The sequence below is a fragment of the Pseudomonas fluorescens genome (assembly GCF_001648775.1).
In the GTDB taxonomy this organism is placed as follows: Bacteria; Pseudomonadota; Gammaproteobacteria; order Pseudomonadales; family Pseudomonadaceae; genus Aquipseudomonas; species Aquipseudomonas fluorescens_M.
Window position 1 is genome coordinate 1 of the sequence record NZ_LVEJ01000013.1, and the last position, 26,217, is coordinate 26,217.

Sequence of the window (26,217 nt, forward strand, 5' to 3'; positions counted from 1 at the left end):
GGCTGGGACGGCCCCTTCGCGAGCAAGCTCGCTCCCACAGGGGATGTTGGGTGTTTGCCGGACTTTGCGCATCACCGAAATCAGTGTGGGAGCGAGCTTGCTCGCGAAAGCGGTGGGTCAGTTGCGGTGATGTTGGCTGGGACGGCCCCTTCGCGAGCAAGCTCGCTCCCACAGGGGATGTTGGGTGTTTGCCGGACTTTGCGCATCACCGAAATCAGTGTGGGAGCGAGCTTGCTCGCGAAAACGGTGGGTCAGTTGCGGGGATGTTGGCTGGCCGAGCCCGTTCGCGAGCAAGCTCGCTCCCACAGGGGATGCTGGGTGTTTGCCGGACTTTGCAGTTCACCAAAATCAGTGTGGGAGCGAGCTTGCTCGCGAAAACGGTGAGTCAGCTGCGGGGATGTTGGCTGAGAGGGACCCTTCGCGAGCAAGCTCGCTCCCACAGGGGATGTTGGGTGTTTGCTGGACTTTGCAGTTCACCAAAATCATTGTGGGAGTTGTGGGGATCAGGCTTTGTTGAGGGCGTGCAGAATCCGTTCAAGCTCGGGCCGTGTCCAGCGTTCCCACGGGGAGACATCCCGGGTGTCGCCCGTGTGCCAATGCTCTCCTGCATCGAACGCACGGTAGATCGAGAATGCCGGTTCGGGCATGTCTTCGTGCATGCCCAGGTCGACGATGTCGCGAGACAGGATATTCATCACCTCGTCGCATGCGTGGAAGTCGCGAGTGCCGGCCAGGAACTGCCGGGCCATGGCGATGGCCACTTCATTCAACAGGTCGCGCGAGGTGATCTGCAAGCGCTGGCAAATGCTGCTCAAGTCATGCATCGCCGCTTGCAAAAGATCTTGCAGGACGTCCTCGACATCCGCTGGGCTCAGACGCGTTTTCATTGCTTCAGACTTCGTCCCCAAAGGCATCTCCTGAACAACGAGTGAGCGGCAGTGTGTTATTAATTCACAAATTTTCAAAGGATCACGGCCCATGCATCACCGCAATGTGCGAATCGTCGCCCAGCATCTGCTCTCGGACAACTGGTACCTGCTGAAAAAGATCGACTTCGAATTGCAGCGCCGCGACGGCAGTTGGCAGGCGCTGAGCCGCGAGGTGTACGACCGTGGCAATGGCGCGACGATTGCCCTGTACAACCTGGCGCAACGCACGGTCATCCTCATTCGCCAGTTCCGCATTCCGACGTTCGTCAACGACCATGACGGCTACTTGATCGAAACGGCGGCCGGGCTGTTGGACAACGCCGGTCCCGAAGAGCGCATTCGCCTGGAAGCCGAGGAGGAAACCGGTTATCGCGTGCGTTCCGTGCGCAAGGTGTTTGAAGCATTCATGAGCCCCGGTTCGGTCACCGAGCGCCTGCATTTTTTTGTCGGTGAATACCAACCCGAAGACCGCGTCAGTGCCGGCGGCGGGCTGGCCGATGAAGGCGAAGACATTGAAGTGCTGGAACTGCCTTTCGAACAGGCGCTGGCGATGGTCGACGACGGTCGCATCATGGACGGCAAAACCATCATGCTCCTGCAATACCTCAAGCAGATCATGCCGTCCTCACCGGCCCTGACAATTGTGCTGGCCGGGGCTAATCTGCCGGCGCTGCAAACATGCGCTGGCGAGTTGCTGCAAGCCGGGCACTTTCCACTGCTGGCCCCACTGCTCGCCAATGAGGGCAGCGTCGGCGATCAGGCTCATTATCATGAGTACGCGAAAGCGCTGTTGCAGCGTTGCGACGCGGTGCTGTGCATTGGCGGTGAATCCGCGGGCGCGGATCCGTTGGTGGAACTGGCCCGGCAGCGCGGACTGGCGGTCTATGACGATCCGCGCGAAGTCCCCGCCGCCAGGCCGCGTTGATCTCAGTGGGGTTGGCTGACGACCTCAATCTGCGTCAGGCCAACCCGCTCGGCCTGCTCGATAATCTGCTCAGGCGAGTCGTCCGCCGTGGGCATGAGCAGGCCGTTTTCGGCATCGCCAAGGTGCAGCTCCAGCAGGTGCATCGCCGCTTCGTGCTTGGCAAGCTGTGCTTCTTTGAGGTCAAGTTCGTACGTACGCGGCTCGCCGTTGAACAGGTACTTCAAGACAAAGTGATGCATGGTCTGCTCCTTGTAATGAGTGAAAGGCAACTGAATATCCTGACGCACCAGTCAGTTTTTAGTTCAAATCCATCGTTGCGCGGAGAAATCTGCCGGATCGCTTCAAACTTTTCGCTGCGCCGGGCGTCCCTTCTTTAACGGCCGACATGGCTTGGCAACCTAAACCAGCTGACCTCAGCTAAGGATTGGCGATGACCTTTTTCATTTTTCTTCTGGCCTGCGCAGCGGCGGCAAGCACCGGGATTATTTTCAAACCGGGCGCGTGGTATGAGTCGCTGAACAAACCCTCTTTCACCCCGCCGAACTGGGCATTTCCGCTGGCCTGGACGGTGATTTATCTGTTGCTGGCCTGGGCCGGTTACCGCTTGAGCCTGATCCCCGGCAGCCAGGTGGTGTTGGCCTTGTGGGCAGCACAGATTGCGCTGAACACGCTGTGGACGCCGGTGTTTTTTGGCGCGCATCAGGTGTTCGCCGCAATGGTCATCCTCACGCTGCTCTGGCTGGTGGTCGCGGCCATGGTGGTGCTGGCGTTGCAACTGGACCTGATCACCGGGTTGATCCTGTTTCCCTATCTGGTGTGGCTGTGCGTGGCGGCGGCGCTTAACTTTTCCATCCTGCGCAACAACCGCACGTGATGAATGCCAACGTGAACTCGCAAACACCCTGGCCACAAGGCGAGCGCGAGTTGGCGCAAGTGCGCGACTTCAACAAGAAGCTTGCCTGGCTGCCGCGCTTTAAAATTCGTAATCGCCTGACGCCGCGGCTGATTCAGGGGTTGCTGCGGGTCATTCAGCTCGGCGGCGACGCTAAATTGCTCAAGCATGGCCTCTCGGTGCAAAGCAAAACCCTCGCAAGCGGCGGCGCTCTGCGGATCATTCGGCCGCAAGGCAAATCCTTGGGCGTGGTCCTGGATTTCCACGGCGGTGGCTGGGTGATTGGCAATGCGCAGATGAATGACAATTTCAACCTCGCCATCGTCAACACCTGCAACGTCACCGTGGTGTCGGTCGATTACCGGCTCGCGGTGTCGACGCCGATTGAAGGTTTGCTCGAGGATTGTCTGTGCGCGGCGCGCTGGTTATTGAATGAAGAAGAGTTTGCCAGCCTGCCGGTGGTGGTCGTCGGTGAATCGGCGGGCGGCCATTTGGCTGCGGCCACTTTGTTGGCCTTGAAGCCATTCCCAGAGCTGTTGCGGCGGATCAGCGGCGCGCTGCTGTATTACGGCGTCTACGACTTGACCGGCACGCCGAGCGTACGCGCCGCGCCACCGGAAACGTTGGTGCTGGACGGCCCGGGCATGGTCGAAGCGTTGCGCCTGCTGACGCCGGATCTGACGGATGAGCAACGTCGCCAGCCGCCGCTGTCGCCGCTGTACGGCGACTTCAGCGACTTTCCGCCGGCGCTGATGTTGGCCGGGGAGCTCGATCCGTTGCGCGACGACACGCTCGACATCGCCCAGCGCTGGGCGCAATCGGCGCCGGTCGAAATGTACCTGCTGCCCTCCTCGCCCCACGGTTTTATCCACTTCCCCACGGCCATCGCTGAGGGTGTGCTGGCCTACAGTCGCCAATGGATTTCGGCCCGCGTCGCCGCCGCGACTCAACCGGCTTGAAGCGCGGCAGCCTCATACAATTGCCGATACGCGATGACCAGTTGTTCTTGAGAAAAAGCCAGGTTGCGCCCGCTGGGGTTGGGCAGCACCCAGACCGCTGCGCCGGCGAAAGTGTCAGTCTGCAAGCCCCACGGCACAGCCTTCTGGCCCGATAAGCCGAGATAGGCCGCTTTACCGAGAAACGCCAGATGGCGCGGTGTGTACCGGGCAATCTTCTGCTCGAATGCTGCGGCGGCAGCGACAAACTCCTGCGCCGACACTTGATCGGCGCGCGCGGTGGGTCGGGCGACCACGGCGGTCAATCCGCAGCGATAAGCCAGAATCGAGCGGTCGTTTTCCGGGCGCACTTCTTCAGCGGTGAACCCGGCCAGGTGCAGCGTGCGCCAGAAGCGATTGCTGCGCCCGGCGAAGTGATGCCCTTGCTCCGCCGCGAGCAAGCCGGGATTGATCCCGCAAAACACCACGGACAAATCCTCCGCGAGAATGTCCTCAAGAGCGTTCATGACGCCCCTCAGCCGCAAATGACACTGACGGCGTTGCGCACAATAGCCGCCAGTTCTTCACGGGATTTCCCCGCCCGCGCGCGGATCGAGATGCTGTGCAGCAGCGAAGATGCCAGCACCGCCAACGCGGCGAGGTCGCTGCCGGCTTTCAGTTCGCCGTTGTCCAGCGCGGTTTGCAGACGCGCTTCGAGATCAGCATCGAGCTGGCTGAGTCGGGCCGATAGCACATTGCGAATTTCCGGGTCTTCCACCGCTTCAGTGGTTGCCGTGCCGATGGCAAAGCAGCCGCGTGGCTGGCCGTCACCCGAGAAATAGATCGCCAGTTGCCCTTCATAAAAACCGTTCAGCGCTTGCGCCAGCGTCAGGCTGCTGTCGGTCAGCGCCGCCTGCATGGCGATGTGCGCGGTTTCCCAATATTGGTCGAGGGCCTTGATATACAGCGCGTGTTTGTCGCCAAACGCGGCGTACAGGCTCGGGCGGTTCATGCCGGCGGCACTGGCGATGCTGTCCAGCGAAGCGCCGGAGTAGCCGGTGTTCCAGAACACACCGAGGGCTTGTTGCAACGCGGTCTGCGGGTCGTACGCACGAGGGCGGCCGCGGCCTTTTCCTTCTGTCGGTTTATTTTGTGCCATGTCGTATAAATTCCTTGCGTGGAGAAGAACACGCTCATATTCTTACACCATCGCACAAAATTAAGGAACCAGAAATTCCTTGGTTGGCAGGTTTGTTGTAACGCAGCTCGAATCGGGTGTGACAACGACGCAACAGCGGTCAGGAGCGATCCTCCCCCACCGCGCACGGTTTTGCTTTCTCGCAGCAATTAATGACGTCGCGGCCACCGGCACATTGCCCGGGTCGGCCCGATTTCCCGGTTCAGGTTTCAACACTTGGAAACAGCAGATCATGACCAAGCCCTTTGATCTCACCGCAGAACAAGCCAGCGCCCAGCCGGTTTCAGACCTTGCCGGTGCGGCGCCGAAAAAACCGCTCAAGCAACGCTTGCGCCCACTGTTGATGACCGGCGTGCCCGCGCTCTTCGCCGTGATCGGCTACGCCCAATACGTAGCCAACGCGCCGTTCGTGTCGACCGACAACGCTTATGCCCGCGTGGCCAAAGCCTCGATCAATGCGCGGGTTTCCGGGCAAGTGGTCGAGATTGCCGTCGATGACAATCAGCCCGTGCGCAAGGGCCAAGTGCTGTTTCGGATCGACTCGCAACCCTTGCAGATCGCCGTCGACCGCGCCGAAGCACAACTGGGCAATGCACGCCTGCGCATCGACGGCCTCAAGGCCAGCTACCGCCAGCAACAGGCGGAACTGCAATCGGCGCGGGCGTCGGCGGATTACGATCAGAAAGAGTTCACCCGCAAGAAAGCGCTGATTGCCAGCGAGTTCGTCTCCCGTGCGGTTTATGAACGCGCCGAAACCGACCTGAAGGTTTCGCGCCAGCGCATCGCGTCCATCGAGCAACAGATCGCCAGCACCGTGGTCGCCCTCAACGGCGACCCGGACATTGCCGTCGATCGCCACCCGACCGTGCGCGAAGCCAAGGCTCAGCTCGACGAAGCGCAACTGTATTTGTCTTACGCGACGGTGACCGCGCCGGCGGATGGCATCGTGGCCAAGGTCGACGATTTGCAGGTGGGCAATTACGTCAATAACGGCAGCGCGGCCTTCGCGTTGATTTCTGATCATGAGATCTGGGTCGAAGCCAATTTCCGCGAAACCCAGCTCACGCATATGCGCCCTGGGCAGACCGCGACGATCACCCTCGACACTTATCCGGATCGGCCGTTCAAGGCCCACGTCATCAGCATGAGCCCGGGGGCCGGCGCCGACTTCGCCCTGCTGCCGCCGGAAAACGCCACCGGCAACTGGGTCAAGGTCGTACAGCGGGTGCCGGTGCGCCTCGAACTCGACGATGCCGACCCCGCGTTGCCGCTGTTCTCCGGCACCAGTGCGACGGTCAAGGTCGACACCGGGCACCGCACGCCTTGGTGGTATCCGCTCAAGTCGTTGCTCAGCGCAGGTAATTGGTGATGAACGCCACCGCCCGAATGACCTCGGCCGACGTGCGCCTGTTGCGATTCGTCGCGCTGCTGGCGACCTACCTGCAATCGATGAATCTGCCGTTGCCCAACGCGGCCCTGCGATTGATTCAGGGCAGCCTGTCGATGACCGATGATCAGGCCGGCTGGATTTTCACCGCTTATCTGGCGGCCAGTGCGATCACCTTGCCGATCGCGCAATGGCTGGCCGCGTCGTTCGGTTTGAAACGGGTTTATCAGTTGGCACTGGTCGCGTTTGCCCTCGGCCTGTGGCTCGGCACCTTGGCGAGCACGCCGCTGGAGTTCATTGCCGCACGCATTCTGCAAGGCTTGGCCAGCGGCGTATTGGCGCCGCTGTCGATGGCGATTGCGCTGGAAACCCTGCCTGCGGAAAAGCGTCCTGCGTTCGCCCCGAAATGGACGGCGCTGGTGCTGTTCGGCATCGTCAGTGGCCCGAGCATCGGTGGCTTGATCTGTGAGTATTTCGACTGGCGCCCGATGTTCTATCTCAGCCTGCCGCTGACCGCGTACATCTTTATGGTGGTGACATTGCTGCTCGCGGAGAAAAAAGCCGAGCAACGTCCACCGTTCGATTTCTTCGGTTTCGGCACCTTCACCCTCGGCATGATCGGCCTGCAGATGCTGCTCGATCGCGGCGAGCGTCTGGACTGGTTCGACTCGCTGGAAATCTGCCTCGAAGCGTTGGCCTGCGTGCTCGGCCTGTATTGGTTCTGCGTGCATCGGCTGACCGCCAAAACGCATTTCATCAGCAAGGCGTTGCTTGGCGATCGTAATTTCGTCCTGTCGACGGTGATGTTTTTCGCCCTCGGTTTTGTGCTGCTGTCGACCATGGCGCTGACCTCGCCGATGCTCGACGAAATCATGGGCTATCCACCGGACACCACCGGTTTTCTGACCATCCCGCGCGGCATCGGTCTGGTCGGCGCATTCCTGTTGATGGGCCGCGCGCCAGGCTGGATCGACAGCCGCGCGTTGATCGCGATCGGCATTGCGCTGGTGGTCTACGCCAACTGGCTGATGCTCGGCTACTCGCCGCTGATGGACTGGACGCCGGTGGCGTTGACCGGGTTCATCCAGGGCGTCGGCCTCGGCATTTTGATGCCGGCGCTGAGCAAGGTTGCGTTCAGCACGATCAACCCGACTTTGCGCCCGGAAGCCAGCGGCATTTTCAACCTGATGCGGGTGTACGGCAGCACCCTCGGTGTGGCGGTGGTGCAGATCTTTTTCTTCAACAACACCCAGGCCATGCACGTGGCGCTGGTCAGCCATCTGACGCCTTATCGCACGGTGCTGCCGACTTCGCTGCCGGCGCTGGAAGGCTTGAACCACTTGGTGACCCATCAAGCCGCGTTCGTTGCAGTCATGGGCCAATTCAAAATTCTGATGCTGGCGATGCTCGTGGTGAGCCCGCTGGTGTTGTTCCTGCGCAAGCCGGCTGCGGCCAACTGAATTTCGTGGAGTGTGCACAATGAAAACGTCCAAGCGTTTCACCCGTTCTGCAATCCCGAGCGCATTCAGCGCGCTGGCGCTGTTGGTGATGCTGTCGGCCTGCAGCGTCGGCCCTGACTTTCAACGACCCGATACAAGCTCATCGCAGCACTACGATCAACAGGCTGAGCGCCCTTCCGCCGATCAGCGCTTCGACATGGGCCAGCGCATCAACGGTGACTGGTGGTCAGCCCTGCGCTCGGTAAAACTCGATCAGGTGATGCGCCGCGCCATCGCTGGCAACCTTGAACTGGTCGCCGCCGATGCCACCCTGCGTCAGGCCGCCGCCTCGGTTGCGGCGGCGGAAGGTGCGCTGTATCCGCAGGTGGATTTCGTCGCGGCGGGCGGTCGGCAACGCACCCACAACGGGCCGGAGCCCAGCGTCGCCAATGTCTATGCAATCGGGCCGCGCGTTGCCTTCGATCTGGATGCCTTCGGCGGCATCCAGCGCGAAGTCGAAGGCCAGCAGGCGCTCACCGATTTGCAGAAACACCGCTACGAGGCGGCGTACCTGACATTGACCGGTGACGTCGCCCGCCAGGCGCTGCTGCTCGCGTCGGCGAATGCGCAGATCGCGGCCGTGCAAACGCTGCTGAGCAACGATGCGAAGAACCTCAATCTGGTGCAGCGCGCGCAGCAAAGCGGCAGCACGACGCGGATTGATGTGTCGCTGGCCGAAACCCGTCTGGCCCAGGATCGCACCCTGCTGCCGCCGCTCGCGCAACAGCGCGATGCGGCGCGGCATGCGTTGTCGATCCTCGCCGGCAAAGGCCCGGCCGACTGGATCGCGCCGGACTTCAGCCTCGACGAATTCACCTTGCCGGCGAACCTGCCGGTCAGCCTGCCCTCGCAGATGGCGCGCACCCGGCCGGACATCCTCCAGGCCGAAGCCGAGCTGCACATGGCCAGCGCCGCTGTCGGTGTGGCGACGGCCAATCTGTATCCGCGCGTCGAACTGTCGGCGTCACTGGCGCAAGCCGCCTCCGGCAATGGCGGTGCAGCGTTATGGGGATTCGCCGCCGGACTGACGGCGCCGATCTTCAATGGCGGCACGCTCAAGGCTGAACGTCAGGCAGCGGTCGATGGCTACAACGCCTCGCTCGCGCGCTATCAACAAACAGTGATTCAGTCGTTCGGCCAGGTCGCGGACAGCTTGCAGGCGATCCATCACGGCGCTGAGCAAAACGTCGCGCAGGACGACGCATTGCGCGCAGCCGACAGCAGTTTTCGCCTCAACCAACAGGCTTACGCCCAGGGCGAAAACAGTGTCCTGCAAGTGCTCGAAGCCGAGCGTGCCTACGAGCAGGCGCTGCTCGGCCAGATTCGCGCGAAGACCGCACGCTATCTCGACACGGTGCAATTGTTCGTGGCGCTGGGCGGCAACGCCGTCGGCGTCTTCGAGCAGAAAGTTGCCACCCGCGAACGCACTGATCAAACCCCGCTGTAATCACTGACACTGGAGAAATACCATGACCTACGAAGCCTTTCACGATGCGCTTCGCGACACTCGCTGGCCGCTGAACAACGGTGCAGGCTCGATGCCCGCCGTTGGCTTCGGCACCTTGTTTCGCGATTTGAGCACCACCACCGACGCGGTCAAATGCGCGCTGGAGGTTGGTTTCCGCCACTTCGACTGCGCCGAGCGTTACCGCAACGAAGCGCAGATCGGCATCGCCTTTCAGCAGGTTTTCGCTGTCGGGCAGATTCGCCGCGAAGACGTGTTCATCACCACAAAATTATGGAACACCAACCACCGGCCCGAGCGGGTTAAACCGGCATTCGAAGCGAGCTGCCAGCGCTTGCAGACCGACTACATCGATTGCTATCTGATCCACACGCCGTTCGCGTTCAAGGCGGGTGATGATCAAGACCCGCGAGACGCTTTCGGCCATGTCATCTACGATGGCGAAATCACTTTGCTCGACACCTGGCGTGCGCTGGAAAGTCTGGTGGATGAAGGTCGCTGCAAATCCATCGGTCTCTCGGACATCACCCTGGAAGCATTGCAGATGATTGTCGCGGCGGCACGGATCAAACCAGCCGTGGTGCAGATCGAATCGCACCCGTACCTGCCGGAATGGGAGATGCTCGAGTTCTGCCAGGCGCACGGCATCATCCTGCTGGCGTTCGCGCCGTTGGGCCACGGCATGGAACCGAACGTGCTGGAAGACGCCGTGCTGACCGGCATCGCCCGCCATGTGCAGAAAACCCCGGCGCAAGTGGCACTGGCGTGGGCGGTGCAGCGTGGCACGGCGTTTCTGACGACGTCAGCGACGCCGAGCCACATTCTGGAGAACTTTGATATCGCGACCTTGCCGCAGCGGGCGATGCGTGAGATCAAGGAGGACATCAGCACGCGGATTCGCTTTAACTCGGTGGTGGAGACTGGGGTGCCGGGGTTTATTCCACGGCGTCCGGCTTGAAGCTTGTGGCGTGATGTAGATCGTGGCCCTCACCCCCCGCCCTCTCCCGGGGGGAGAGGGAGCCTGATTGTGGGATGCTCAAGTAAGTCGCCACACCGAAAGCATGTTACCGAATCCATAATCGCTAAGGTCTTTCAGGTCGGCGGACAGCCTGAGACACCTCGGTCAGTCCCCTCTCCCTCCGGGAGAGGGTTAGGGTGAGGGGCTGCCATTAAAAGTGAACAGCGACGCACCAACACCACACAACCCACCATAAGGCGGAACAACGATGGACGTTTTCCAGAGCATGCGTTTCTTCGTCGCCGTCGCGCAAAGCGGCAGCTTCACGGCCGCCGCCGAACTGCTCGACACCACCACGACCAACGTGTCCAAAGCCGTGTCCGCCCTTGAAGCCCGTCTGCACACCCGCCTGATCAACCGCACCACCCGCCGCCTCGCCCTCACCGAAGCGGGCCTGCGCTACCTGCAACGCTGCGAAAAAATCCTCGACGATGTGCGTGAGGCCGACACTGAAGCCGGCACCGCGCAAACCCTGCCGGTCGGTCGCCTGAAAATCCATGCGATGTCAGCCATCGGCAACCACTACGTGATCGACGCCATCGCCCGTTACCGGGAGATTCACCCCACGGTCATGTTCGACCTGACGTTGACCAATCGCGTCCCCGATCTATTGGAAGAAGGCTACGACATGTCCATCGTGCTGGCCCGCGACCTGCCCGACTCAGGCTTCGTCGCGCAGCGTCTCGGCATGACGTACAGCATCCTCTGCGCGGCGCCGGCCTATCTGGAAAAACACGGAATACCGGACACACCCGCCGCGCTGGCTGAACATGAGTGCCTGCGGATCGTCAACACGGTGATGCCGGTAGAGCACTGGACGTTCGAAGGCCCGCAAGGCTTGGAGACCATCACCATTCCCCTGTCGCCCTTCCATATCAATACGGCCGACGGCATGACCATCGCCATCAGAAAAGGCATGGGTATCGGCATTCAGCCGATTGCATCGGCCGTGGAGGGCCTGCGGGCGGGGACGTTGGTGCGGGTGTTGCCGGAGTACCGGCTGGAGGAGTTGAACCTGTTTGCGATCTATCCGTCGCGCAAGTTCGTTGATGCGAAGACTAAAACCTGGGTGGATTTTCTCAAGCTGTCGATCCCGGAGTTACTGGCATCGGATGAACAGATTGCTGGAGCAAGAAAGCACTGAGCGCAGCAGACAAGGAGTGTCGACCCTCCCTTCTCTGCAGTGAATCAACTGGAGCAGCCAGTGCCCATGACCTGGTATTGCAGAACATGGCGCTCGCCATGGGAATCTTCATAGGTCATTTGAACCGGCACGGGGGCGCACTCGTTGGCCGGCTCGGTGATCGAGATCACATGCTCGATGTCGAGATTGGTCGAGTAGGCGTAGGTTTCAACCGGAAGATTTTCGGTCGGCACTGTATCCGCATACGCTTGCGCGCCCAGAGTGCCAAGCAGTAACGCCATTGCGATTTTCATTGTGTTCATGATGTTCACCGTCTCGTTGAGTGGGCCGCGTCAGCGTGATTGCTGGTGGCCTGGAGACGATGCTAGGGAATGACGATGGCGGGAAAAATCGGGCGGAGGGACAAACACTGTTGCCAAATCAGCGATGAATGTCAGAGGTGATAAGTCAGGGCGGGTGACTCATGCATCGCCGGCGTCTCAAGCGAGGTAAAAGAAGTACAGCGCCAAGCCCAGCAACTGCATGATCAGCAGGATAGAAAGCACATGATTGCAGCCCTTCCACGCCTGGCTCACCGGTTGTTTTTTTGCCACTCGGTAGCGAAGGTAACTGTCGAGTGACAGAGACGCTGTGGGGATGAGCACGAACAAAAACGTCAAAAAGAAATTAAACATTTCCGTTGCTCATCGACTCCCAACAGGAAACCCGGTGTGTTCGCTGCATTTTGTTCTGCTCAAGTCACTTGAACCGTTAGCGTAGCTGATAGGGCGAACCCTCAAAGCTGCAATTAAATGGCAGAATTCGCTGAACCTGATTATTTCGGAGACCCCAATGCTTCGCGTGTTTGAACGAAGACTCGACCCCTTTCCCCCTGACGAAGCACCCCCACCGCCAATCGGCCTGATGCGGTTTCTGTGGGCGTGCACGCGCGGCGCACGCGGTTATATCCTCGCGCTGGCGTTGCTCAGTGCCGGGGTGTCGATCTACGAGGCCTGGCTGTTTTCCTTTCTCGGTCAGGTCGTCGATCTGCTCTCGACCTGGCAGGCCGGCGGCGGTGTCAACGCGCAAGAAAGCCGCGTGCTGTGGGGCATCGGCATCGTCCTGTTCGTCAGCATCGGCCTGGTGGCGCTGCGCACCATGGTCCAGCACCAGATACTGGCGATCAATCTGCCGCTGCGGCTGCGCTGGGACTTTCACCGGTTGATGCTGCGGCAAAGCCTTTCGTTTTTCTCCGATGAATTTTCCGGGCGGGTCACGACCAAGGTCATGCAGACGGCATTGGCCGTGCGCGAAGTGCTGTTCACCCTCATCGAAATCGCGCCGGGCATCGGTGTTTACTTCATTGCGATCATCGCCCTGGCTGGCGGTTTTGCGCTGAAACTGATGCTGCCGTTCATTGCCTGGCTCGCGTTGTTCGGGCTGGCCATGCTGTATTTTGTGCCGCGCCTGGGCAAGGTCGGCCAGGAACAGGCCGATGCGCGCTCGTCGATGACCGGGCGCATCGCCGACGCCTACACCAACATCACCACGGTCAAACTGTTCTCGCACTCCAAGCGTGAAGCGCACTTCGCACGCGCGGCGATGGAGGATTTCAAGCTCACTGGTTTTCGCCAGATGCGTCTGGTCAGCCAGTTCGAGATCGTCAATCAGGCGCTGGTGGTCGGGCTGATCATGGGCGCCGGCGGCTATGCCCTGTGGCTGTGGCATCTGGGTCAGGTCGGCACCGGCGCCGTCGCGGCGATCACGGCGATGGCGTTGCGCATCAACGGCATGTCGCACTGGATCATGTGGCAGATGACGTCGCTGTTCGAGAACATCGGCACCGTGCAGGACGGCATGGCCACCCTCACCCGTGGCCCAAAAGTGCAGGATGCGCCGAACGCCGCCGTGCTCGCCCCCGCTGGCGGCGCGGTGTCTTTTGACAAGGTCTGCTTCAACTACAACGGCGAACGCCAGGTCCTCGACAACCTGAGCCTGAACATTCGTCCCGGTGAAAAGATCGGTCTGGTCGGGCGTTCCGGCGCCGGCAAATCGACGCTGATCAATCTGCTGCTGCGCTTCTATGACGTCGACAGCGGTGAAATTCGCATCGATGGGCAAAACATCGCGCAGGTGACTCAAGACAGTCTGCGCAGCGCGATCGGCATGGTCACGCAGGACACGTCGCTGCTCCACCGTTCGATTCGCGACAACATCGCCTACGGCCGCCCGGACGCCACCGACGAAGACATCCGCCGCGCCGCCGCCAATGCGCAGGCCGACGGTTTCATCAGCCAACTCAGCGACAAGCAAGGCCACAGCGGCTACGACACGCTGGTCGGCGAGCGTGGCATCAAGCTCTCCGGCGGCCAGCGCCAACGCATCGCCATCGCGCGCGTGATGCTCAAGAACGCGCCGATCCTGTTGCTCGACGAAGCCACCAGTGCGCTCGACTCTGAAGTCGAAGTGGCCATTCAGGAAAGCCTCGATGAAATGATGCAGGGCAAAACCGTGATCGCCATCGCCCATCGGTTGTCGACGATTGCGGCGATGGATCGACTGATCGTCATGGATGAGGGGCGGATTATCGAGCAAGGCACCCATACCGAATTGCTCAACAGAAACGGCATCTATGCGCGGCTCTGGCAGCATCAGAGCGGTGGGTTTCTCGGGGAAGATCAAGGCGTGGCGGCGGCGATGGATCAAGCATGAGGTATTCAAAAGGCTCAGGCCGGCCACCGACGCATCTCACGTTGATCAGCTCGGTGGACACCGAAACCGGCAGCCTGGTGTTTGCCGACACCGAAGTCGGGGAGCACAGCGTGCATTACACATCACGTGCCGAGTTGCTGAGCCTGCTCAACAGCCTTTTGCGTCAGCGCGTGCCCATTGCTGTCGGCGGCATGCTCCCGGGGCCTGCCGACGAAGTCGACATGTTAATAGCGAGCAAAGCACTTGAAGGGCCGTACATAGAACTGTCTTGGTCCGGCCCCGGGCAATGGACTCTGCGCGAAATTGGCGTCACTGCTGGGCAATGGCAATTAGTCGCCGACGCTCGAAGTATGGCCAATGTTTCATTCGATCCGCAGTCACTGAAAGTCTCACGCCGGTAGAGGATGGCATCGGCCAATAGCGCACTCACGGCCCATGCCTTCTTCGACCAGAAGGCGCCGACTGAAAGACAATTCATGACAGCTGTCTCAAATACGGGAAATAGAGCCGTGCAGTTTCAAATTATTTACACCCAGACAGATATGCTCCTCTCCAAGCATCCTTATCCATCCTGGAGAGAAATTCAAAATCAGTACAGTGACTACCTGACTTCTCTCGGTCCGTGGGATCAAGGCACGGTTATCGAATACCTGGCAGATGAATATCCCGATCTTTTCCCTCCTCCAAAACAGCAAGTCGTTGCGTTAATCGAGGATATTCAAGAGACGAGAGTGCTGACCTTTGCCGTGTAAAAAGTCTCCGTGGCGGCCATTCGCTTGCAGATCAGCGAGCTCCATCAGCCAGTCTTGTCAGGGCTGCCTGGATAATCGTGCCATTGCATCGGCCAGTGTGGCATCGGCACTTGCGGACTCATTTGCGATGCCTGCGAGAGCCGCTTGCGCGACACGCAATTCGTCGCGGCTTTGCTGAGCCTTCATGACCCGTCCAACACAATGCAGCGTGTCCTGATAACCCTGTTCGATCCACGTGGGGATCTTGTCGACATCAAAACCGAGCAAGTCCTGAGCGCCGCTCATGAGACCCGTCGCTCGGTTCAGGCTTTGCTGGGGCCGAATTTCCAGAATGGTCGCATCCGGAAATCGTTGACGGCTCCATGGCGATCCATCACTCAGGTGAGTAACGATCACCAGATTGCATCCAGCTTCCAGCAATGGGGTGATTGGCGTATTACCCTGCATCGTCTGCCAGCCACCTTGTCCGCCGTCCGAGTAACGTTTTTCACCGTGTTTGCGGGAGGCGAACAATAGCGGGATTGCAGCAGAAGCCAGCAAAGCCTGTTTGCGTAAGTCTTCCTCAAGGGACTGTATATGCACAAACTCCGAATCCGACGTATTGCTTAGCCCCAACTCGGCCATGAATGCTGACGCCAAGTCCTGTAGACCGCCGTTGCTGCGATACAACGAGACATAGAGTGGCATCCCTGTCGCTAGCTGCTTGCTGTCGAGAAACTCATCCATCAACTGCTTCAACGGCTGGTCGTCCAGCAAGCCTTCGTCGAGCCCGTCCAGCCAGCTCGGTAACTCGAACTCAAAGGCCCCCGCTATTTTCTTCACGGCATGAACAAGCCCCAACACAGCGCCTGCACCCTGGACCCGCAAGCCCGCTGCAGCCAACAGCGCCAGATACCCAGGCGCTTTCATGCTTAACGGGGATTCATTGGCCAACCGTTCCCAAACGGCCTCAAGGCGCTCGATAGCAATATCCAGTGATGGAGAAGAAGCCAGGACGCCGCCATTGAGGGCGCCAATGCTGGCGCCTGAAACTGCATCAATGCGGGTGCCGAGTTCGCGCAAGGCTCTGAGCACACCGACCTGATAAGCCCCCTTGGCCCCACCACCGGAAAGTACCAAACCGACCTTCATGGGAGCAGTCATCACAAGGCCTCCAGAAACAGCTCGCTGATCATGGCTTCTGTCACCCTTGGCGCCGCAATGATCCTTGGCAGATGCACAGGCAACGCTTCCGGGGTCTGCGAGGCCGCAAATGCGAACGGTGTGGAATATGGGTCCGTCCAGTCCCCCAGATAGCGAATAGCATCTTCGCCATCAGCCGAAACGACACTTCCAACAGGACGAGCCAGCCACCGGTCGCGAGTCGCGATACGCTCGCCCTGACTGATTCCTGCATCCTTGTTCATCTGAATGATTGCCTGATTGGCCAGACGCTCGAGCTGTTTCTGTCGTTCGTGCCCGGACACGGTCTGGCAATAGTCGCCAAACGCCCCCCATCGCAGTTCTTCAAGTGCTGCGTAGCAGCGCCCGGACAGCGTGAACATATTGAACCGCCCTGCTCCCCACTTCCCGAAAACATCGTCAAGGTGCAGATGCGCCTGCTGTAGTCGGTCAATCCTTGCGACATTGCGATCCAGCTCATCACAACGCTCATCCAGACGTTGCGAAAGCAGGTTAATGGCCTGGCGGCTCTCTATCGAAAAATCGACGAGGGTGGCGACATCATGTTTGAGGGCGTTGACCCGGGTGTTGACTTGAACAATCGCATGATTGCTTTTGGCCAACGACTCGCTCAAATCCTTCAACCAGTTCAACGCACCTTCCACGCCATCAGTAAGGCTTGCGTTGATCTCAGCCTGATTGCGATCACCCTGACCGGTAAAGCCGTCGAAAAGGCGAGTGAAAAACCCATCCCGCTTGGCCATGTAACGTTGGCGCTCCCGCGCGACATCAATGCCGTTGGCAAAATCCACCACGAATTTTTCGGGCAGACACGTCAGTGTCTGGCAGATATCCGAGCCGGGTGAAATCGGGGTCTGCTCACTCATACCGCCACCTCAACGCCCGCGGAAGGGACGTCACGTTTGAGCGCATCACTGTCCTTTTGAATACCTGGCACATGGCGTTTGAAGCCTGCCAGCAGTTTACCCAGTCTTTGCTGCTGCCCTTGATCGGACTGTTTGTCGCGAATACTTTGATTCAGGTCGCTGCGAATGGACTCGACGGTGAGCCTGAGTTCATCAAAGAAGTTGTCAACACTGGCTTCCAGTGGCTTGGCGATGGTCTCGACCGTGGCACTCGCCAAACCAGCGAACACATCGGCGACAGACTTTTCGATAGAGGCCTTCACCTTATTGACGTCGATTTCAAAATATTCCTCTTTCGACGAATAGGTTTCCCAACCCCAGTCATCTGTCTCGAAGAAGCTGCAAATGCCGCCCCACAGGCCACCGGCTCGACGCCGCCGACGCACACTGCGCTGCTTGTTTTCGATGACCTCACCCAACACTTCTCCACTGGAAGGTCGCATTGAAAGCGCTGGCATGGGAGGCAATTTGATTGCAATGGAAAAACCGCTGCGGTTCAAACGCTGGTTGAGTTGACTGATAATCTCACTGGCCTGAGTTGAAATGCCTTGCTCGAACAAAACATGAAAATCTCGCAAAATGAGCTCAGTCTCTGCGACTAAACGCCTTTCATTGAGCGTGATTATCTCCCGGACTCCATTCTCGATACCCTGCGTAATCTCTTGAGCTTTTTCCCGATTGCTGAGTTTGATGACAGGCGTGTCTTCATTAAACTCATAGCCGTAAGTCGTACGTCGTCTCTCCAGCCTCCGTTGGCTACCCGCACCCGTCAGCATCGAGAGCAGTCCGGTCAGAGACTCTCTTTTGCGCTCCGGAGGTTGTTGCTCTTCGGTTTCCTTGCCCGCTTTGAATCCCTCTTGAATCTGAGCGCTGATGGCGGCACGAATTTCAGAAAAGACCTTATTCATTTTTCCATCAATGGCTTGCAAGGCGCGTTCGGCATCCTTTCGCGTCTTGGCCTCGAGACCGGTGATACGTTCGATGTCACTGCGCAAAGAATTGATCTGCTCGCTCAATTCTTCTACGCCCTTTCCCAGCGCGGCATCTCGAACAGAGAGAAAGTTGTTCAATCTGCCCGCGATGTCAGCGAGCTTGGCGGCAGCAGAAGCCACGGCAAGTGTCGCAGCGCCGGCGTGGGCTTTACGAATGATCTGATCCAGAGGGGCCGCGAACAACGAGGCATTCCAGAGTGCGTTGGCCGCTGTTTTCACGGCCTCCGGATTTGTCACCATACTCGTCCAAAGCATGCCGAACGCCGCTTTACCGAAGTCCTCCACCCAAGCGTTCTGTTCGCCGACAATCGTAGGCAAGCAGCCATTGAGTGCCAACTCGCGTCGTGCACGGTTGGCAAGATCGCCGAATTTTGACGATACGGGGAATACCTGAGAATGCTGTAGTCGTCCCCCCATCAATGAATCAGCAACAAGGCGTTTGGTCTGCGCCTCATCATCACTGTTGCGATCTTTCTCATCGAACTTGTTGACGAGCGCAAACATCCGCCCTTGAGCTACATCTGCGATTCGCTCCAGCTCTTGGCGCACATGCTGGTCAGCATCTGACTTGAGTTGAGTGAAGTCCAGAACGGCTAAAACAGCCGAGGCGTTTTTCAGTTGCTCGCCTAGCATTTTGCGAAGATGCTGCTGGCCGGCTTCATTCGGGCCGGGCGTGTCGAGCAAGGTCAGACGGCCCAAACCTTCTGGCATTGCGGCCAAATGGGAAAACTCGACTTCAATAGCGGGGATTTCGTGAATTTCGTCATAGCTATCAAATGGGAAGTCCACGCCCAACTCGAGCGCTACGCGCACTAGATCATTCAAGCTTCTGAGAAACCAGAAAATGGCCTCAGCCCCCTGATAGCAGTTGTCAAACCGCTGATTCTCGTCAATTAGCCGCAGCAGGGACTGCATATCCTTGTCGTCACTCAGTTCGTAGGGCAATTGCTGCCCGGCGGGGTCACGCAACAACTCATGCAACTCAGCTACGACACTGTTGATCGGGCCAATGTTTTCCAGACGCAAAACAGGCTCGATCTGTCCAAGCGTGTGACGAATCAACGTCGGTAACGCGGTCATCGGCCGGTTGCGATTCGGGAGCACCTCGGTGCCGACAATGGCGTTAATCGTGGTCGATTTGCCTGCCTTCATCGTACCGACAACGGCCAGCACCATTTCCAGACGCTGAAGCTTGTCTACTTCGCCCCGGAGCATTTGCAAATCTTTCTGGATGCTGGCTTGGGTAAACGTCTGGTGCTCATGACTGTGCTCATCGACCACAACGCCGTCCGCGTCCTTCATTCGTTGCAGCAGATCGATTTCCACTTCAAGCAAACGCAGGGATTCTTCGCGCAGCAGTTCGATATTTTGCTCGTACATCTGATCTCCTTGAAAATTAGCGGCCCGGATTGTGGTCCTTGAATCTGCCAATGCTTTACTCACAACAGCTGTCACTGCATCTAATAACGAAGGGATCATGGCCAACGCCTCAGAAACTTGAAAACTCACGGCGTGCTATCAGCGAACGTCGTACCCCAACATAAACAACGAACGCTCCAACATGCTTAATGTCACCGTGTAACCCTGCGCGCCGAGAATTTCGCCCGTAGCCCGCAGCAAGCGGCTGCTCATCCGCACCAGTTCAGCCCACTCGCTGTTACGTGCAGGAATGTCGCTGGAGGCGGTATAGAGGTTTGTAAAAATGAACAGATCTTGCGAAGGATTTCTCGTTTCGTCCTTCTGGTTCTCGGTCTTGGTATTCGGGCCCCAGCGAAACGCCAAGTCCGTGGGAACTGTGCGTTGAGCGTTTGCCAGCAACCAAGTGCGCGCCAACAAGCCCAAGGCGGCTCCCACGCGACCGTCATAAATAATCAAGCTGTCCGGCGCTGCAGCGGCATAGATCTTGGTCATGGCCGAATTCATCAACAGTGTCTTCCCGTTGAAATCGATCAACGATGCCGCAGATTGACGGTCAAGCAAGTCAACGGCCTGCAGAATTGAGCGGCACAAAGTCTTGGCAGCTGCCTGCGACTGCACCCAAAGCAAAGAAGCATCATCCGCCTTTCGTGCAACGCCCCCCCAGGCAAAGATCGCCTTGCACGCAACCAACGCTGCAGCATCATCATTGGCCGCCAGACTCTTGCGCAGCTCAGCTGCAATACTCGCAAAATCATGCGGTGCGGCTTTTTCAGGCCAGCAATAGTGTTGATTCGCCTGGCTCAAGCTCTGGCACCACCAATCGCTGGCGCCATGCCGAGCTCTCCAGTCTTTCCAGGAATGGTGCCTACTGACCTTGTAGCGATGCGAAAACGAACCTGCTGCACCTGTCCATAACCCGCTCAGATACCGCGCAAAATCAAATTGCCTGGCAGTGAGCAAGCCCTTCCCGACTCGTCGTACCGGGTTCGAAAATGAAAGATCATTGGCTGCGAGAGGCGTCACGAGCCAGACAGCATTAGGCGTCGATGTGCGAATATCGACCACGCCGAGGGCTTGCAGAATTGGCAGTACGTAATTGATGTTTCGCGGTCCGTACGCCCCGCTCAACGTAACTCTACTGGCACGACAGAGCGGGCCGGATAGCGTCGGATCATTGTTCGACTTGATCAGGCACGGACTTTCAATCCCATGGCTGTGTTGGTGAAGGTAATTCAGCGCAGCTTCGAACGCCGATCTGAGCAGGACGTGGCGCTTGGAGGCGACCAATACGATCACCCGGTCATCGGCGAAATCCTCAACGATGTATTCACTGCGTTGGGACGGAGTACGAAGTCGACTCAGCTCTCCCATGCGCGACCAGGCACGAGAAATCGTTTGCACCACCCTCTGCGTCATGCTGATTCCTTTCGATCTCAAAGCTGCTCGCGACTGACTGAAACTGGCTGGCCGATCCATCTCCAAGATCGCCAATATGATGTCGAAAAGGCGCACGAAGGCGCTCCCTTTCCCATGATTCCACTTCAGTCTGCTTTGGCAGCGGCGCCCGATTATGCACAGGAAGACATCGAAATGCCATCACGCCAGACACCGACCAAAGTTCTATCGACGCGGCCGAAACTCAATCAGAAACGGCCCTGATTGGCTTACCGTACGAGTTTCAACGGGTGCGCCAAAAGATGCAGTGGCGCAAGGGTTAATGGCACAGCGATCAACGCTTTGATGAATACTCACTTTCAACCCATCGGCACCGCAAACACCGCACTGGCCCGTGCAACCGTTCGCTCACCGACATGCAAACTGACGGCAGCAAACGCCAGTTGCCGTCCTTTTTTCGAGTACTCAAGACGCACTTCCAGCCACTCATTCATTTTCACCGCGCCGAGATAATCCAGGGTCATGCTCGCCGTGATCAAAGGCTGTGGAGGGTCGCTGGAAAATGCCATGGCGTAGCCCATGCCGACATCGGCCAAGGTCGCCAGGACGCCGCCATGCAAGGTGCCACGGCCATTGGCATGACGTGAGTCAGTCAACAAGCCCAGTTCCAGTTGCAGCCCACTGCCCCGCGCGTAGATCGGGCCCAGCAGATCAAGCAACGGACTGCTGCGGGTAAACGGGGTGAAACCCTCGGGAATTGCGGTGGCGTCCATGATCCCTCCGTGCGCCGGCGACTACCGGCGTCATTGACCTGAATACTTCGCTTCAGTGAGAGGGTTTATGGGCGAACGCGTAACGGGGCAAGCACTATACGGATGCGGAATTTGCAGTGATAACGCCCGGCGACATCAATAGATCAGCGCAATCCGCTCCCTTTTTTACCCGACCGAAGTCACTCGCGCCGCCGGCGCAGGATGACGCGACGTCACCAGGCCGATAAAGGAAATCGCCAGCGCCAGGCCAATGGTGGTGGTGACTTCGGTGCGGTGCTCGGGGGTGATCATCATCACCGCCAGCGCGGCACAAATGAACACGATTACCAACCACGTCAGCCACGGAAACAGCCACATGCGAAAGGTCAGTTCGACCTTGCGCTGACGCAATATGCGGCGCATGCGCAGCTGCGAAACCGCAATCGCCAAATACACCAGCAAGGCAATCGCACCGGAGCTGGCCAGCAGGAATTCGAACAACCCGGCCGGCATGAAATAGCTCCACACGGTGATCGAAGCACCGAGCACGGTGCTGGCAATAACAGCGGCCCGTGGCACGCCTGCCGAGGAGGTTGTCCTGAGCATTTTCGGCGCGTCGCCACGCCGCCCCAGCGAATACAACATGCGCGAGGCGATGTAGATCGAAGAGTTCATGCAACTGGCCACGGCGATCAGCACGACCACATCGACCATGAACTTGGCATGGGGAATGTTCATGATTTCCAGGGCGCGCTGATAAGAGCCGACCGACGCCAGCAACGGATCATTCCAGGGCACCACGGAGATCACCACGAAGATCGACAACAGGTAAAACACGCCGATGCGCCAGATCACCGAACGCGTGGCCTTGGCAATGTTGCGCGACGGATCGTTGGATTCGGCTGCGGCGATGGTCACCGCTTCCGTGCCGATGAAGCTGAACATGATGGTGATGAAGGCGCCAACCACCGCCGACAGGCCATTGGGCGCAAACCCGCCGTGCGCAGCCATCAGCCCGCTCAATCCACTGACTTCACGGTCGGGCACCCAGCCCATCAACACGGCAAAACCGACACCGATAAAACCAATGATCGCCACGACCTTGGCCATGGCGAACCAGAACTCGAATTCACCGTACTTGGACACGCTGAACAGGTTGGTCACCACCAGCGCAATGATCGAGCCCAACGCGAACAGCCAGGCATCGACCTGAGGAAACCATTGGTTCAGCACATGCCCGGCGGCCAACGCTTCGATGGGAATCACCAACACCCAGAACCACCAGTAAAGCCAACCGATGGTGAAACCGGCCCAGCGCCCGATGGCCTGATCGGCATAGGTGGAGAACGAACCGGTGTCCGGATTGGCCACCGCCATTTCACCGAGCATGCGCATGACCAAAACCACAAGCAAACCCGAGAACAGATAAGCCAGCAGAACCGCTGGCCCCGCCGCCGCAATGGCATGCCCCGAGCCGACGAACAATCCGGCGCCGATAATCCCGGCGATGGACAGCATGGTGACGTGACGAGGCTTGAAGCCCTGCGCCAATTGGCTACTCGAATCCGTTGAGTTCGGGCTGATCATTGGTTTTTTTATTCTCTGCTGAGAGACATTTGAGCGAGTTGACTGGGCAAACGAGCACGATCGTTGCCTGTTGCCCCCCCGAAAGAAGACCGTCCAATCGCCGCAGTTCTTATCAACCCCATGATCTGGATGGGATTATTTTGATGTGAAGACACCTCACCTTACCGGGCCTGACGAATGGCTAAGTAGCCTGATTGCGCCATGGTTGTGTCTGATATCGACATTTGAAGACCGAAAGGTCGAGAGGGATACCCTTCAGTCAGCGACGCGGCTTCAACCTTTGTCCCCAGTATCAGATAGCCGGGAAGCGTGTTCGCCAGATGGTGATTGATGATCCAGTGTTCGGTTTCATGAATGATGAAATGCGGGGCAATTTCCATGTGCCGGAGGTCCTGAAGCTTCTGAGGCCGCAGAGCAATGCCCGCCATGGGCCAAAATGGTCATCACCCATGAGGTAACGTTTGAAGAGCTTGAAAAAATCAGGTCGCTCCTGACTGATATGAAGTCTTCTGAAAAACAAGGATTTTTTTGCCCTCCGGTGCAAGTCGCGTACGCTGACGCTTTTGCGCAAAACAATTTGCCCCCGCAAGGACGCACTGCCCGATGAACACCACACAAGACTGGCTGACCCGGTTGGCACAAAAGCAAGGACAGCCTGCCACTTATGAAGACTATCGGCGCAACGAGGCGCTGGAGATCCTCACTCGCCTTGGCAACACTGGCACTTGGGCAGATGTGAGCAATGACCACAACGGTTTTGTTCGCGAAGTCGCGGTGCGGGAGCTGTGCAGGCAGCCGTCTGCTGAAGCATTAGCGGTGTTGATCGAACGCCTGAACGACTGGGTCCCGCAGGTGCGCGACCTGGCGGCGGCGGGCCTGCAACACTACTTGTCGCCCGCCCACACCCAGGCTTGGCTGTCCGCCCTTGAACCGTTGATGGCACTGGCAGCGCAACGCCGGGTCGACCACAGCCAGACGCTGTCGACGGTGCGTGCACTGCTGCAATCGGCGCAATGCCGGGATGAGGTGTATGCCGACTTCTTGCATCGTCAGGGCAAAACCGCGCGCTACCTGTTTGCGCTGTTGCTGGAAAATCCTGAGAACCCCGAAACCCTGCTGCGCAGCGCTCTGGCGCATCGCGAGTTGACCGTACGCTCGATGGCAGTGCCGGCGAGTGCGATGTTGCCGGCGGCACAACGTCTGCCGTTGCTGCTTGAAGCGATGTCACACCCGGGCGCCAAAATCCGCGCGCTCGTGCTGTATGCGCTGCTGCCGCTGCTCGCCGATCCAAAACCTGTTCTGCGCGAAGCCCTGTTGGATGTGTCACCGGCAGTGCGCAATCTGGCGCTGTGGGCCGCTCCGCGTAACGACGTTGATGCGCACACAGTCCTCGCCGAGCGCTTGAGTCAACCTTTGCCCTCAGCAAAACAACACTGGCTGGGCGTGCTTGGCCTGACCAGTGAACTCGCTGACACGTTGCCAGAGCACTGGCATGCCCGCGCATTACGTTCGGCTTTTGTCACCGTGCGACAGGCCGCAGCGCGCCTGCTTCGCGATGATCAATTGCCTGAACTGTTCGCGGCACTCGATGATCCGTCGGATAAAGTTTTTTCGGTGGTGATTGCGCGACTGGACGAAGTGTCCTGGCCGCTGTTGATCCGTGGCGTGAAAGCCAAACTTGATCAAGACTGGCATGAACTCCCGCTGACGCGCCGCAGCGCCATTTTCCAACTGCTGCCGACCTGGCAACAAATCGGCTACTTGTTAGGCCGCCTCGACACGGGGCATGCCGGACAGACTTACTGGATCAGCCAAATCGAATCGTGGTGCGACCGGCAGTATCTGGCCGCCGATCCGATAACGCCCAAGGCCGAGCGCGAAGCGTTGCGGGAAAAGATTCGAGAGTTGACGGCACAAGGACTGATCCGCTCGGGTGTGCGTTTGCTGTCCTGAGTGACCGGGCTGATCAGCGCGGCCGTTGTGAACCGCCTATTAGGCACCGGATCGAACAACCCACGCCGTAAATCGGGAGAGCGCTGGCTTGATCAATTACCTGATTCGAAAGGCTACGCATACAGATGCGCCGGCCATCAGTCAAACCATCATCCACACGCTGCGCGAGTCCAATGCGCAGGACTATTCTCCGGAAATCATCAATCAAGTGACGCAACACTTTACGCCTGAGGCGATCCTTCAATGGTTGACCGAACGCCAAGTACTCGTCGCAACAATCGACAGCCGAGTCGTCGCAACGGCAAGTATGGATAAGAATGTTGTCCGCAGCGTATTTGTCGACCCGCGCTATCAGGGCAAGGGCATTGGAAGACACCTGATGGCGCAGATTGAATCAAGCGCACTCGACGCTGGCATGGAGGTGCTTCGTGTTCCCTCCTCAATCACCGCGGAGGGCTTTTACGCTTCGCTCGGCTTTCAGAAAATCCGCGACGAGTTCCACGGATCGGAGCGCACGATCATCATGGCGAAAGCATTGGACCTGTAGCATTGCTACTTCGCCCGGCCTTCACCGGGCGGAATTGTTTTGACCGTTTGCCGGCCAGTTCCTCGACAACCGCTACCTTTACTCCTTTACATGGAACGACGGTCAATCCTTGTTCTCTACCGCTGAACCTACAGCGGAGGGATTGACCATGATTGCCCCTGAAACCGGTATGAAACCGGGTGAGCGTTATCGCATTGAAAGCGTCGAGCGCGCGCCGCAATTTTCTGGATTTTTCCTCGACGGCAAATACTACCTGGGCCCTGAGTTGCAGACGGCCGTGGGTTGGCTCGAAGGGCAGAATTTCTTCTATGACCAACTCGATCCCAATGGCGAACCGGTGTATCCAGACAGACTCGTCGGCACGATCACCGCGCGCACCCTGGAGTTGTCAGATGGCCTGCGTCTGAGCATCGAGGAAATGCCCTTTCAGGCAGAAGTCGTTACGCCAATCCAGAGGCTTGACGAAATGACCGTTGAAACCCGACCACGGGCGATATCGCAGCGGCATACAGCGGCAGGCTTGCGCCAACCGATGCAACCTTCGGCGCTGCTCGTTGCAGGCGCAGCCCTGTTGGTCGGGCTGTGCCTGTTGGCAATCAATCGTTCTGGCGGCCGAGTCAAATAGGCTTTACACGACGCGGGCGGTGACC

At 58.8% G+C, this 26,217-nt stretch carries 27 protein-coding genes; 14 read left to right on the forward strand and 13 right to left on the reverse strand.

Annotated features, from left to right (window positions below; translation table 11 throughout):
- Positions 1-503: 503 nt before the first annotated feature.
- Positions 504-887, reverse strand: coding sequence for a hypothetical protein (locus A8O26_RS13420; protein ID WP_064118459.1), 384 nt, complete (start codon positions 885-887; stop codon positions 504-506).
- Positions 888-978: 91 nt separating this feature from the next.
- On the opposite strand from A8O26_RS13420, the gene nudK reads away from it, so the two are divergent.
- Positions 979-1,854: a GDP-mannose pyrophosphatase NudK gene (gene nudK / locus A8O26_RS13425; RefSeq protein WP_064118460.1), complete on the forward strand. Its 876-nt coding sequence runs from the start codon at positions 979-981 to the stop codon at positions 1,852-1,854.
- A 2-nt stretch (positions 1,855-1,856) separates the two neighbouring features.
- Here the strand turns inward: nudK and A8O26_RS13430 are convergent, their stop codons facing one another.
- The gene (locus A8O26_RS13430) at positions 1,857-2,093 is read right to left on the reverse strand and encodes a hypothetical protein (RefSeq protein ID WP_172828160.1); all 237 of its coding nucleotides are present in this window, start codon (positions 2,091-2,093) and stop codon (positions 1,857-1,859) included.
- A gap of 191 nt (positions 2,094-2,284) precedes the next feature.
- Between A8O26_RS13430 and tspO the strand changes: the two genes are divergently transcribed.
- The gene (tspO, locus tag A8O26_RS13435; protein WP_064118461.1) at positions 2,285-2,728 is read left to right on the forward strand and encodes a tryptophan-rich sensory protein TspO; all 444 of its coding nucleotides are present in this window, start codon (positions 2,285-2,287) and stop codon (positions 2,726-2,728) included.
- Positions 2,728-3,705, forward strand: coding sequence for an alpha/beta hydrolase (locus A8O26_RS13440; RefSeq protein WP_172828161.1), 978 nt, complete (start codon positions 2,728-2,730; stop codon positions 3,703-3,705). Before tspO ends, A8O26_RS13440 begins: the two co-directional genes overlap by 1 nt.
- Here A8O26_RS13440 and mug read toward each other — a convergent pair.
- Together mug and A8O26_RS13450 are read right to left on the reverse strand one after the other, a co-directional pair.
- On the reverse strand, positions 3,693-4,208 hold the full coding sequence (gene mug / locus A8O26_RS13445) for a G/U mismatch-specific DNA glycosylase (RefSeq protein WP_064118463.1): 516 nt from the start codon (positions 4,206-4,208) through the stop codon (positions 3,693-3,695). The two genes, A8O26_RS13440 and mug, sit on opposite strands and share 13 nt — an antisense overlap.
- Positions 4,209-4,216: 8 nt before the next feature.
- Positions 4,217-4,840 carry a TetR/AcrR family transcriptional regulator gene (locus A8O26_RS13450; RefSeq protein WP_064118464.1) on the reverse strand — a complete coding sequence of 208 codons (624 nt, stop codon included), beginning with the start codon at positions 4,838-4,840 and terminating at the stop codon, positions 4,217-4,219.
- Positions 4,841-5,111: 271 nt separating this feature from the next.
- Here A8O26_RS13450 and A8O26_RS13455 point away from each other — a divergent pair, with 271 nt between their 5' ends.
- From A8O26_RS13455 to A8O26_RS13475, 5 genes are all read left to right on the forward strand, one after another.
- Entirely contained in the window at positions 5,112-6,248 is a 1,137-nt protein-coding gene (locus A8O26_RS13455; RefSeq protein ID WP_064118465.1) for an HlyD family secretion protein, read from the forward strand.
- Positions 6,248-7,726: a DHA2 family efflux MFS transporter permease subunit gene (locus tag A8O26_RS13460; RefSeq protein WP_064118466.1), complete on the forward strand. Its 1,479-nt coding sequence runs from the start codon at positions 6,248-6,250 to the stop codon at positions 7,724-7,726. Before A8O26_RS13455 ends, A8O26_RS13460 begins: the two co-directional genes overlap by 1 nt.
- A gap of 19 nt (positions 7,727-7,745) precedes the next feature.
- Positions 7,746-9,212, forward strand: a complete 1,467-nt coding sequence (locus A8O26_RS13465) for an efflux transporter outer membrane subunit (protein WP_064118467.1) — start codon at positions 7,746-7,748, stop codon at positions 9,210-9,212.
- Between the two features lie 22 nt (positions 9,213-9,234).
- On the forward strand, positions 9,235-10,188 hold the full coding sequence (locus A8O26_RS13470; protein ID WP_064118468.1) for an aldo/keto reductase: 954 nt from the start codon (positions 9,235-9,237) through the stop codon (positions 10,186-10,188).
- 268 nt (positions 10,189-10,456) lie between these two features.
- Complete coding sequence (locus A8O26_RS13475) at positions 10,457-11,392, forward strand: LysR family transcriptional regulator (RefSeq protein WP_064118469.1); 936 nt, start codon at positions 10,457-10,459, stop codon at positions 11,390-11,392.
- Positions 11,393-11,436: 44 nt separating this feature from the next.
- Here A8O26_RS13475 and A8O26_RS13480 read toward each other — a convergent pair whose 3' ends face one another.
- The gene (locus tag A8O26_RS13480) at positions 11,437-11,694 is read right to left on the reverse strand and encodes a DUF2790 domain-containing protein (protein WP_064118470.1); all 258 of its coding nucleotides are present in this window, start codon (positions 11,692-11,694) and stop codon (positions 11,437-11,439) included.
- A gap of 177 nt (positions 11,695-11,871) precedes the next feature.
- Positions 11,872-12,066 (reverse strand): hypothetical protein, encoded by a 195-nt coding sequence (locus A8O26_RS13485; protein WP_064118471.1) that lies wholly within the window; start codon positions 12,064-12,066, stop codon positions 11,872-11,874.
- 157 nt (positions 12,067-12,223) lie between these two features.
- Between A8O26_RS13485 and A8O26_RS13490 the strand changes: the two genes are divergently transcribed.
- From A8O26_RS13490 to A8O26_RS13500, 3 genes are read left to right on the forward strand one after another with little or no spacing between them, the layout of a single operon-like run.
- Entirely contained in the window at positions 12,224-14,083 is a 1,860-nt protein-coding gene (locus A8O26_RS13490; protein ID WP_064118472.1) for an ABC transporter ATP-binding protein, read from the forward strand.
- Complete coding sequence (locus A8O26_RS13495) at positions 14,080-14,484, forward strand: hypothetical protein (RefSeq protein WP_064118473.1); 405 nt, start codon at positions 14,080-14,082, stop codon at positions 14,482-14,484. Before A8O26_RS13490 ends, A8O26_RS13495 begins: the two co-directional genes overlap by 4 nt.
- Before the next feature lie 3 nt (positions 14,485-14,487).
- Complete coding sequence (locus tag A8O26_RS13500; protein WP_253756852.1) at positions 14,488-14,835, forward strand: hypothetical protein; 348 nt, start codon at positions 14,488-14,490, stop codon at positions 14,833-14,835.
- 57 nt (positions 14,836-14,892) lie between these two features.
- Here A8O26_RS13500 and A8O26_RS13505 read toward each other — a convergent pair whose 3' ends face one another.
- From A8O26_RS13505 to A8O26_RS30605, 7 genes are all read right to left on the reverse strand, one after another.
- Positions 14,893-15,978, reverse strand: coding sequence for a patatin-like phospholipase family protein (locus A8O26_RS13505; RefSeq protein WP_064118474.1), 1,086 nt, complete (start codon positions 15,976-15,978; stop codon positions 14,893-14,895).
- The gene (locus A8O26_RS13510; protein ID WP_064118475.1) at positions 15,978-16,883 is read right to left on the reverse strand and encodes a diguanylate cyclase regulator RdcB family protein; all 906 of its coding nucleotides are present in this window, start codon (positions 16,881-16,883) and stop codon (positions 15,978-15,980) included. The genes A8O26_RS13505 and A8O26_RS13510 overlap by 1 nt, the downstream gene beginning before the upstream one ends.
- On the reverse strand, positions 16,880-19,294 hold the full coding sequence (locus tag A8O26_RS13515; RefSeq protein ID WP_064118476.1) for a dynamin family protein: 2,415 nt from the start codon (positions 19,292-19,294) through the stop codon (positions 16,880-16,882). The genes A8O26_RS13510 and A8O26_RS13515 overlap by 4 nt, the downstream gene beginning before the upstream one ends.
- A gap of 138 nt (positions 19,295-19,432) precedes the next feature.
- Entirely contained in the window at positions 19,433-20,845 is a 1,413-nt protein-coding gene (locus A8O26_RS13520; protein ID WP_172828162.1) for a hypothetical protein, read from the reverse strand.
- Positions 20,846-21,087: 242 nt separating this feature from the next.
- The gene (locus tag A8O26_RS13525; protein WP_064118477.1) at positions 21,088-21,501 is read right to left on the reverse strand and encodes a PaaI family thioesterase; all 414 of its coding nucleotides are present in this window, start codon (positions 21,499-21,501) and stop codon (positions 21,088-21,090) included.
- A 165-nt stretch (positions 21,502-21,666) separates the two neighbouring features.
- Positions 21,667-23,067, reverse strand: a complete 1,401-nt coding sequence (gene gabP, locus A8O26_RS13530) for a GABA permease (protein ID WP_064118478.1) — start codon at positions 23,065-23,067, stop codon at positions 21,667-21,669.
- Between the two features lie 161 nt (positions 23,068-23,228).
- The gene (locus A8O26_RS30605) at positions 23,229-23,447 is read right to left on the reverse strand and encodes a hypothetical protein (protein ID WP_437339883.1); all 219 of its coding nucleotides are present in this window, start codon (positions 23,445-23,447) and stop codon (positions 23,229-23,231) included.
- Between the two features lie 223 nt (positions 23,448-23,670).
- On the opposite strand from A8O26_RS30605, the gene A8O26_RS13540 reads away from it, so the two are divergent.
- From A8O26_RS13540 to A8O26_RS13550, 3 genes are all read left to right on the forward strand, one after another.
- Positions 23,671-25,020: a HEAT repeat domain-containing protein gene (locus tag A8O26_RS13540; protein ID WP_064118480.1), complete on the forward strand. Its 1,350-nt coding sequence runs from the start codon at positions 23,671-23,673 to the stop codon at positions 25,018-25,020.
- Between the two features lie 91 nt (positions 25,021-25,111).
- A complete protein-coding gene (locus tag A8O26_RS13545; RefSeq protein ID WP_064118591.1) occupies positions 25,112-25,567 on the forward strand; it encodes a GNAT family N-acetyltransferase in 456 nt (151 codons plus the stop codon).
- Positions 25,568-25,715: 148 nt separating this feature from the next.
- Positions 25,716-26,192, forward strand: a complete 477-nt coding sequence (locus tag A8O26_RS13550) for a hypothetical protein (protein ID WP_064118481.1) — start codon at positions 25,716-25,718, stop codon at positions 26,190-26,192.
- Positions 26,193-26,217 lie beyond the last annotated feature (25 nt).

Coding starts and splice junctions, on each gene's coding strand:
- A8O26_RS13420 (WP_064118459.1), bottom strand. CDS start 887: ATGAAAACGCGTCTGAGCCCAGCGGATGTCGAGGACGTCCTGCAAGAT.
- nudK (WP_064118460.1), top strand. CDS start 979: ATGCATCACCGCAATGTGCGAATCGTCGCCCAGCATCTGCTCTCGGAC.
- A8O26_RS13430 (WP_172828160.1), bottom strand. CDS start 2,093: ATGCATCACTTTGTCTTGAAGTACCTGTTCAACGGCGAGCCGCGTACG.
- tspO (WP_064118461.1), top strand. CDS start 2,285: ATGACCTTTTTCATTTTTCTTCTGGCCTGCGCAGCGGCGGCAAGCACC.
- A8O26_RS13440 (WP_172828161.1), top strand. CDS start 2,728: ATGAATGCCAACGTGAACTCGCAAACACCCTGGCCACAAGGCGAGCGC.
- mug (WP_064118463.1), bottom strand. CDS start 4,208: ATGAACGCTCTTGAGGACATTCTCGCGGAGGATTTGTCCGTGGTGTTT.
- A8O26_RS13450 (WP_064118464.1), bottom strand. CDS start 4,840: ATGGCACAAAATAAACCGACAGAAGGAAAAGGCCGCGGCCGCCCTCGT.
- A8O26_RS13455 (WP_064118465.1), top strand. CDS start 5,112: ATGACCAAGCCCTTTGATCTCACCGCAGAACAAGCCAGCGCCCAGCCG.
- A8O26_RS13460 (WP_064118466.1), top strand. CDS start 6,248: ATGAACGCCACCGCCCGAATGACCTCGGCCGACGTGCGCCTGTTGCGA.
- A8O26_RS13465 (WP_064118467.1), top strand. CDS start 7,746: ATGAAAACGTCCAAGCGTTTCACCCGTTCTGCAATCCCGAGCGCATTC.
- A8O26_RS13470 (WP_064118468.1), top strand. CDS start 9,235: ATGACCTACGAAGCCTTTCACGATGCGCTTCGCGACACTCGCTGGCCG.
- A8O26_RS13475 (WP_064118469.1), top strand. CDS start 10,457: ATGGACGTTTTCCAGAGCATGCGTTTCTTCGTCGCCGTCGCGCAAAGC.
- A8O26_RS13480 (WP_064118470.1), bottom strand. CDS start 11,694: ATGAACACAATGAAAATCGCAATGGCGTTACTGCTTGGCACTCTGGGC.
- A8O26_RS13485 (WP_064118471.1), bottom strand. CDS start 12,066: ATGTTTAATTTCTTTTTGACGTTTTTGTTCGTGCTCATCCCCACAGCG.
- A8O26_RS13490 (WP_064118472.1), top strand. CDS start 12,224: ATGCTTCGCGTGTTTGAACGAAGACTCGACCCCTTTCCCCCTGACGAA.
- A8O26_RS13495 (WP_064118473.1), top strand. CDS start 14,080: ATGAGGTATTCAAAAGGCTCAGGCCGGCCACCGACGCATCTCACGTTG.
- A8O26_RS13500 (WP_253756852.1), top strand. CDS start 14,488: ATGGCATCGGCCAATAGCGCACTCACGGCCCATGCCTTCTTCGACCAG.
- A8O26_RS13505 (WP_064118474.1), bottom strand. CDS start 15,978: ATGACTGCTCCCATGAAGGTCGGTTTGGTACTTTCCGGTGGTGGGGCC.
- A8O26_RS13510 (WP_064118475.1), bottom strand. CDS start 16,883: ATGAGTGAGCAGACCCCGATTTCACCCGGCTCGGATATCTGCCAGACA.
- A8O26_RS13515 (WP_064118476.1), bottom strand. CDS start 19,294: ATGTACGAGCAAAATATCGAACTGCTGCGCGAAGAATCCCTGCGTTTG.
- A8O26_RS13525 (WP_064118477.1), bottom strand. CDS start 21,501: ATGGACGCCACCGCAATTCCCGAGGGTTTCACCCCGTTTACCCGCAGC.
- gabP (WP_064118478.1), bottom strand. CDS start 23,067: ATGATCAGCCCGAACTCAACGGATTCGAGTAGCCAATTGGCGCAGGGC.
- A8O26_RS30605 (WP_437339883.1), bottom strand. CDS start 23,447: ATGGAAATTGCCCCGCATTTCATCATTCATGAAACCGAACACTGGATC.
- A8O26_RS13540 (WP_064118480.1), top strand. CDS start 23,671: ATGAACACCACACAAGACTGGCTGACCCGGTTGGCACAAAAGCAAGGA.
- A8O26_RS13550 (WP_064118481.1), top strand. CDS start 25,716: ATGATTGCCCCTGAAACCGGTATGAAACCGGGTGAGCGTTATCGCATT.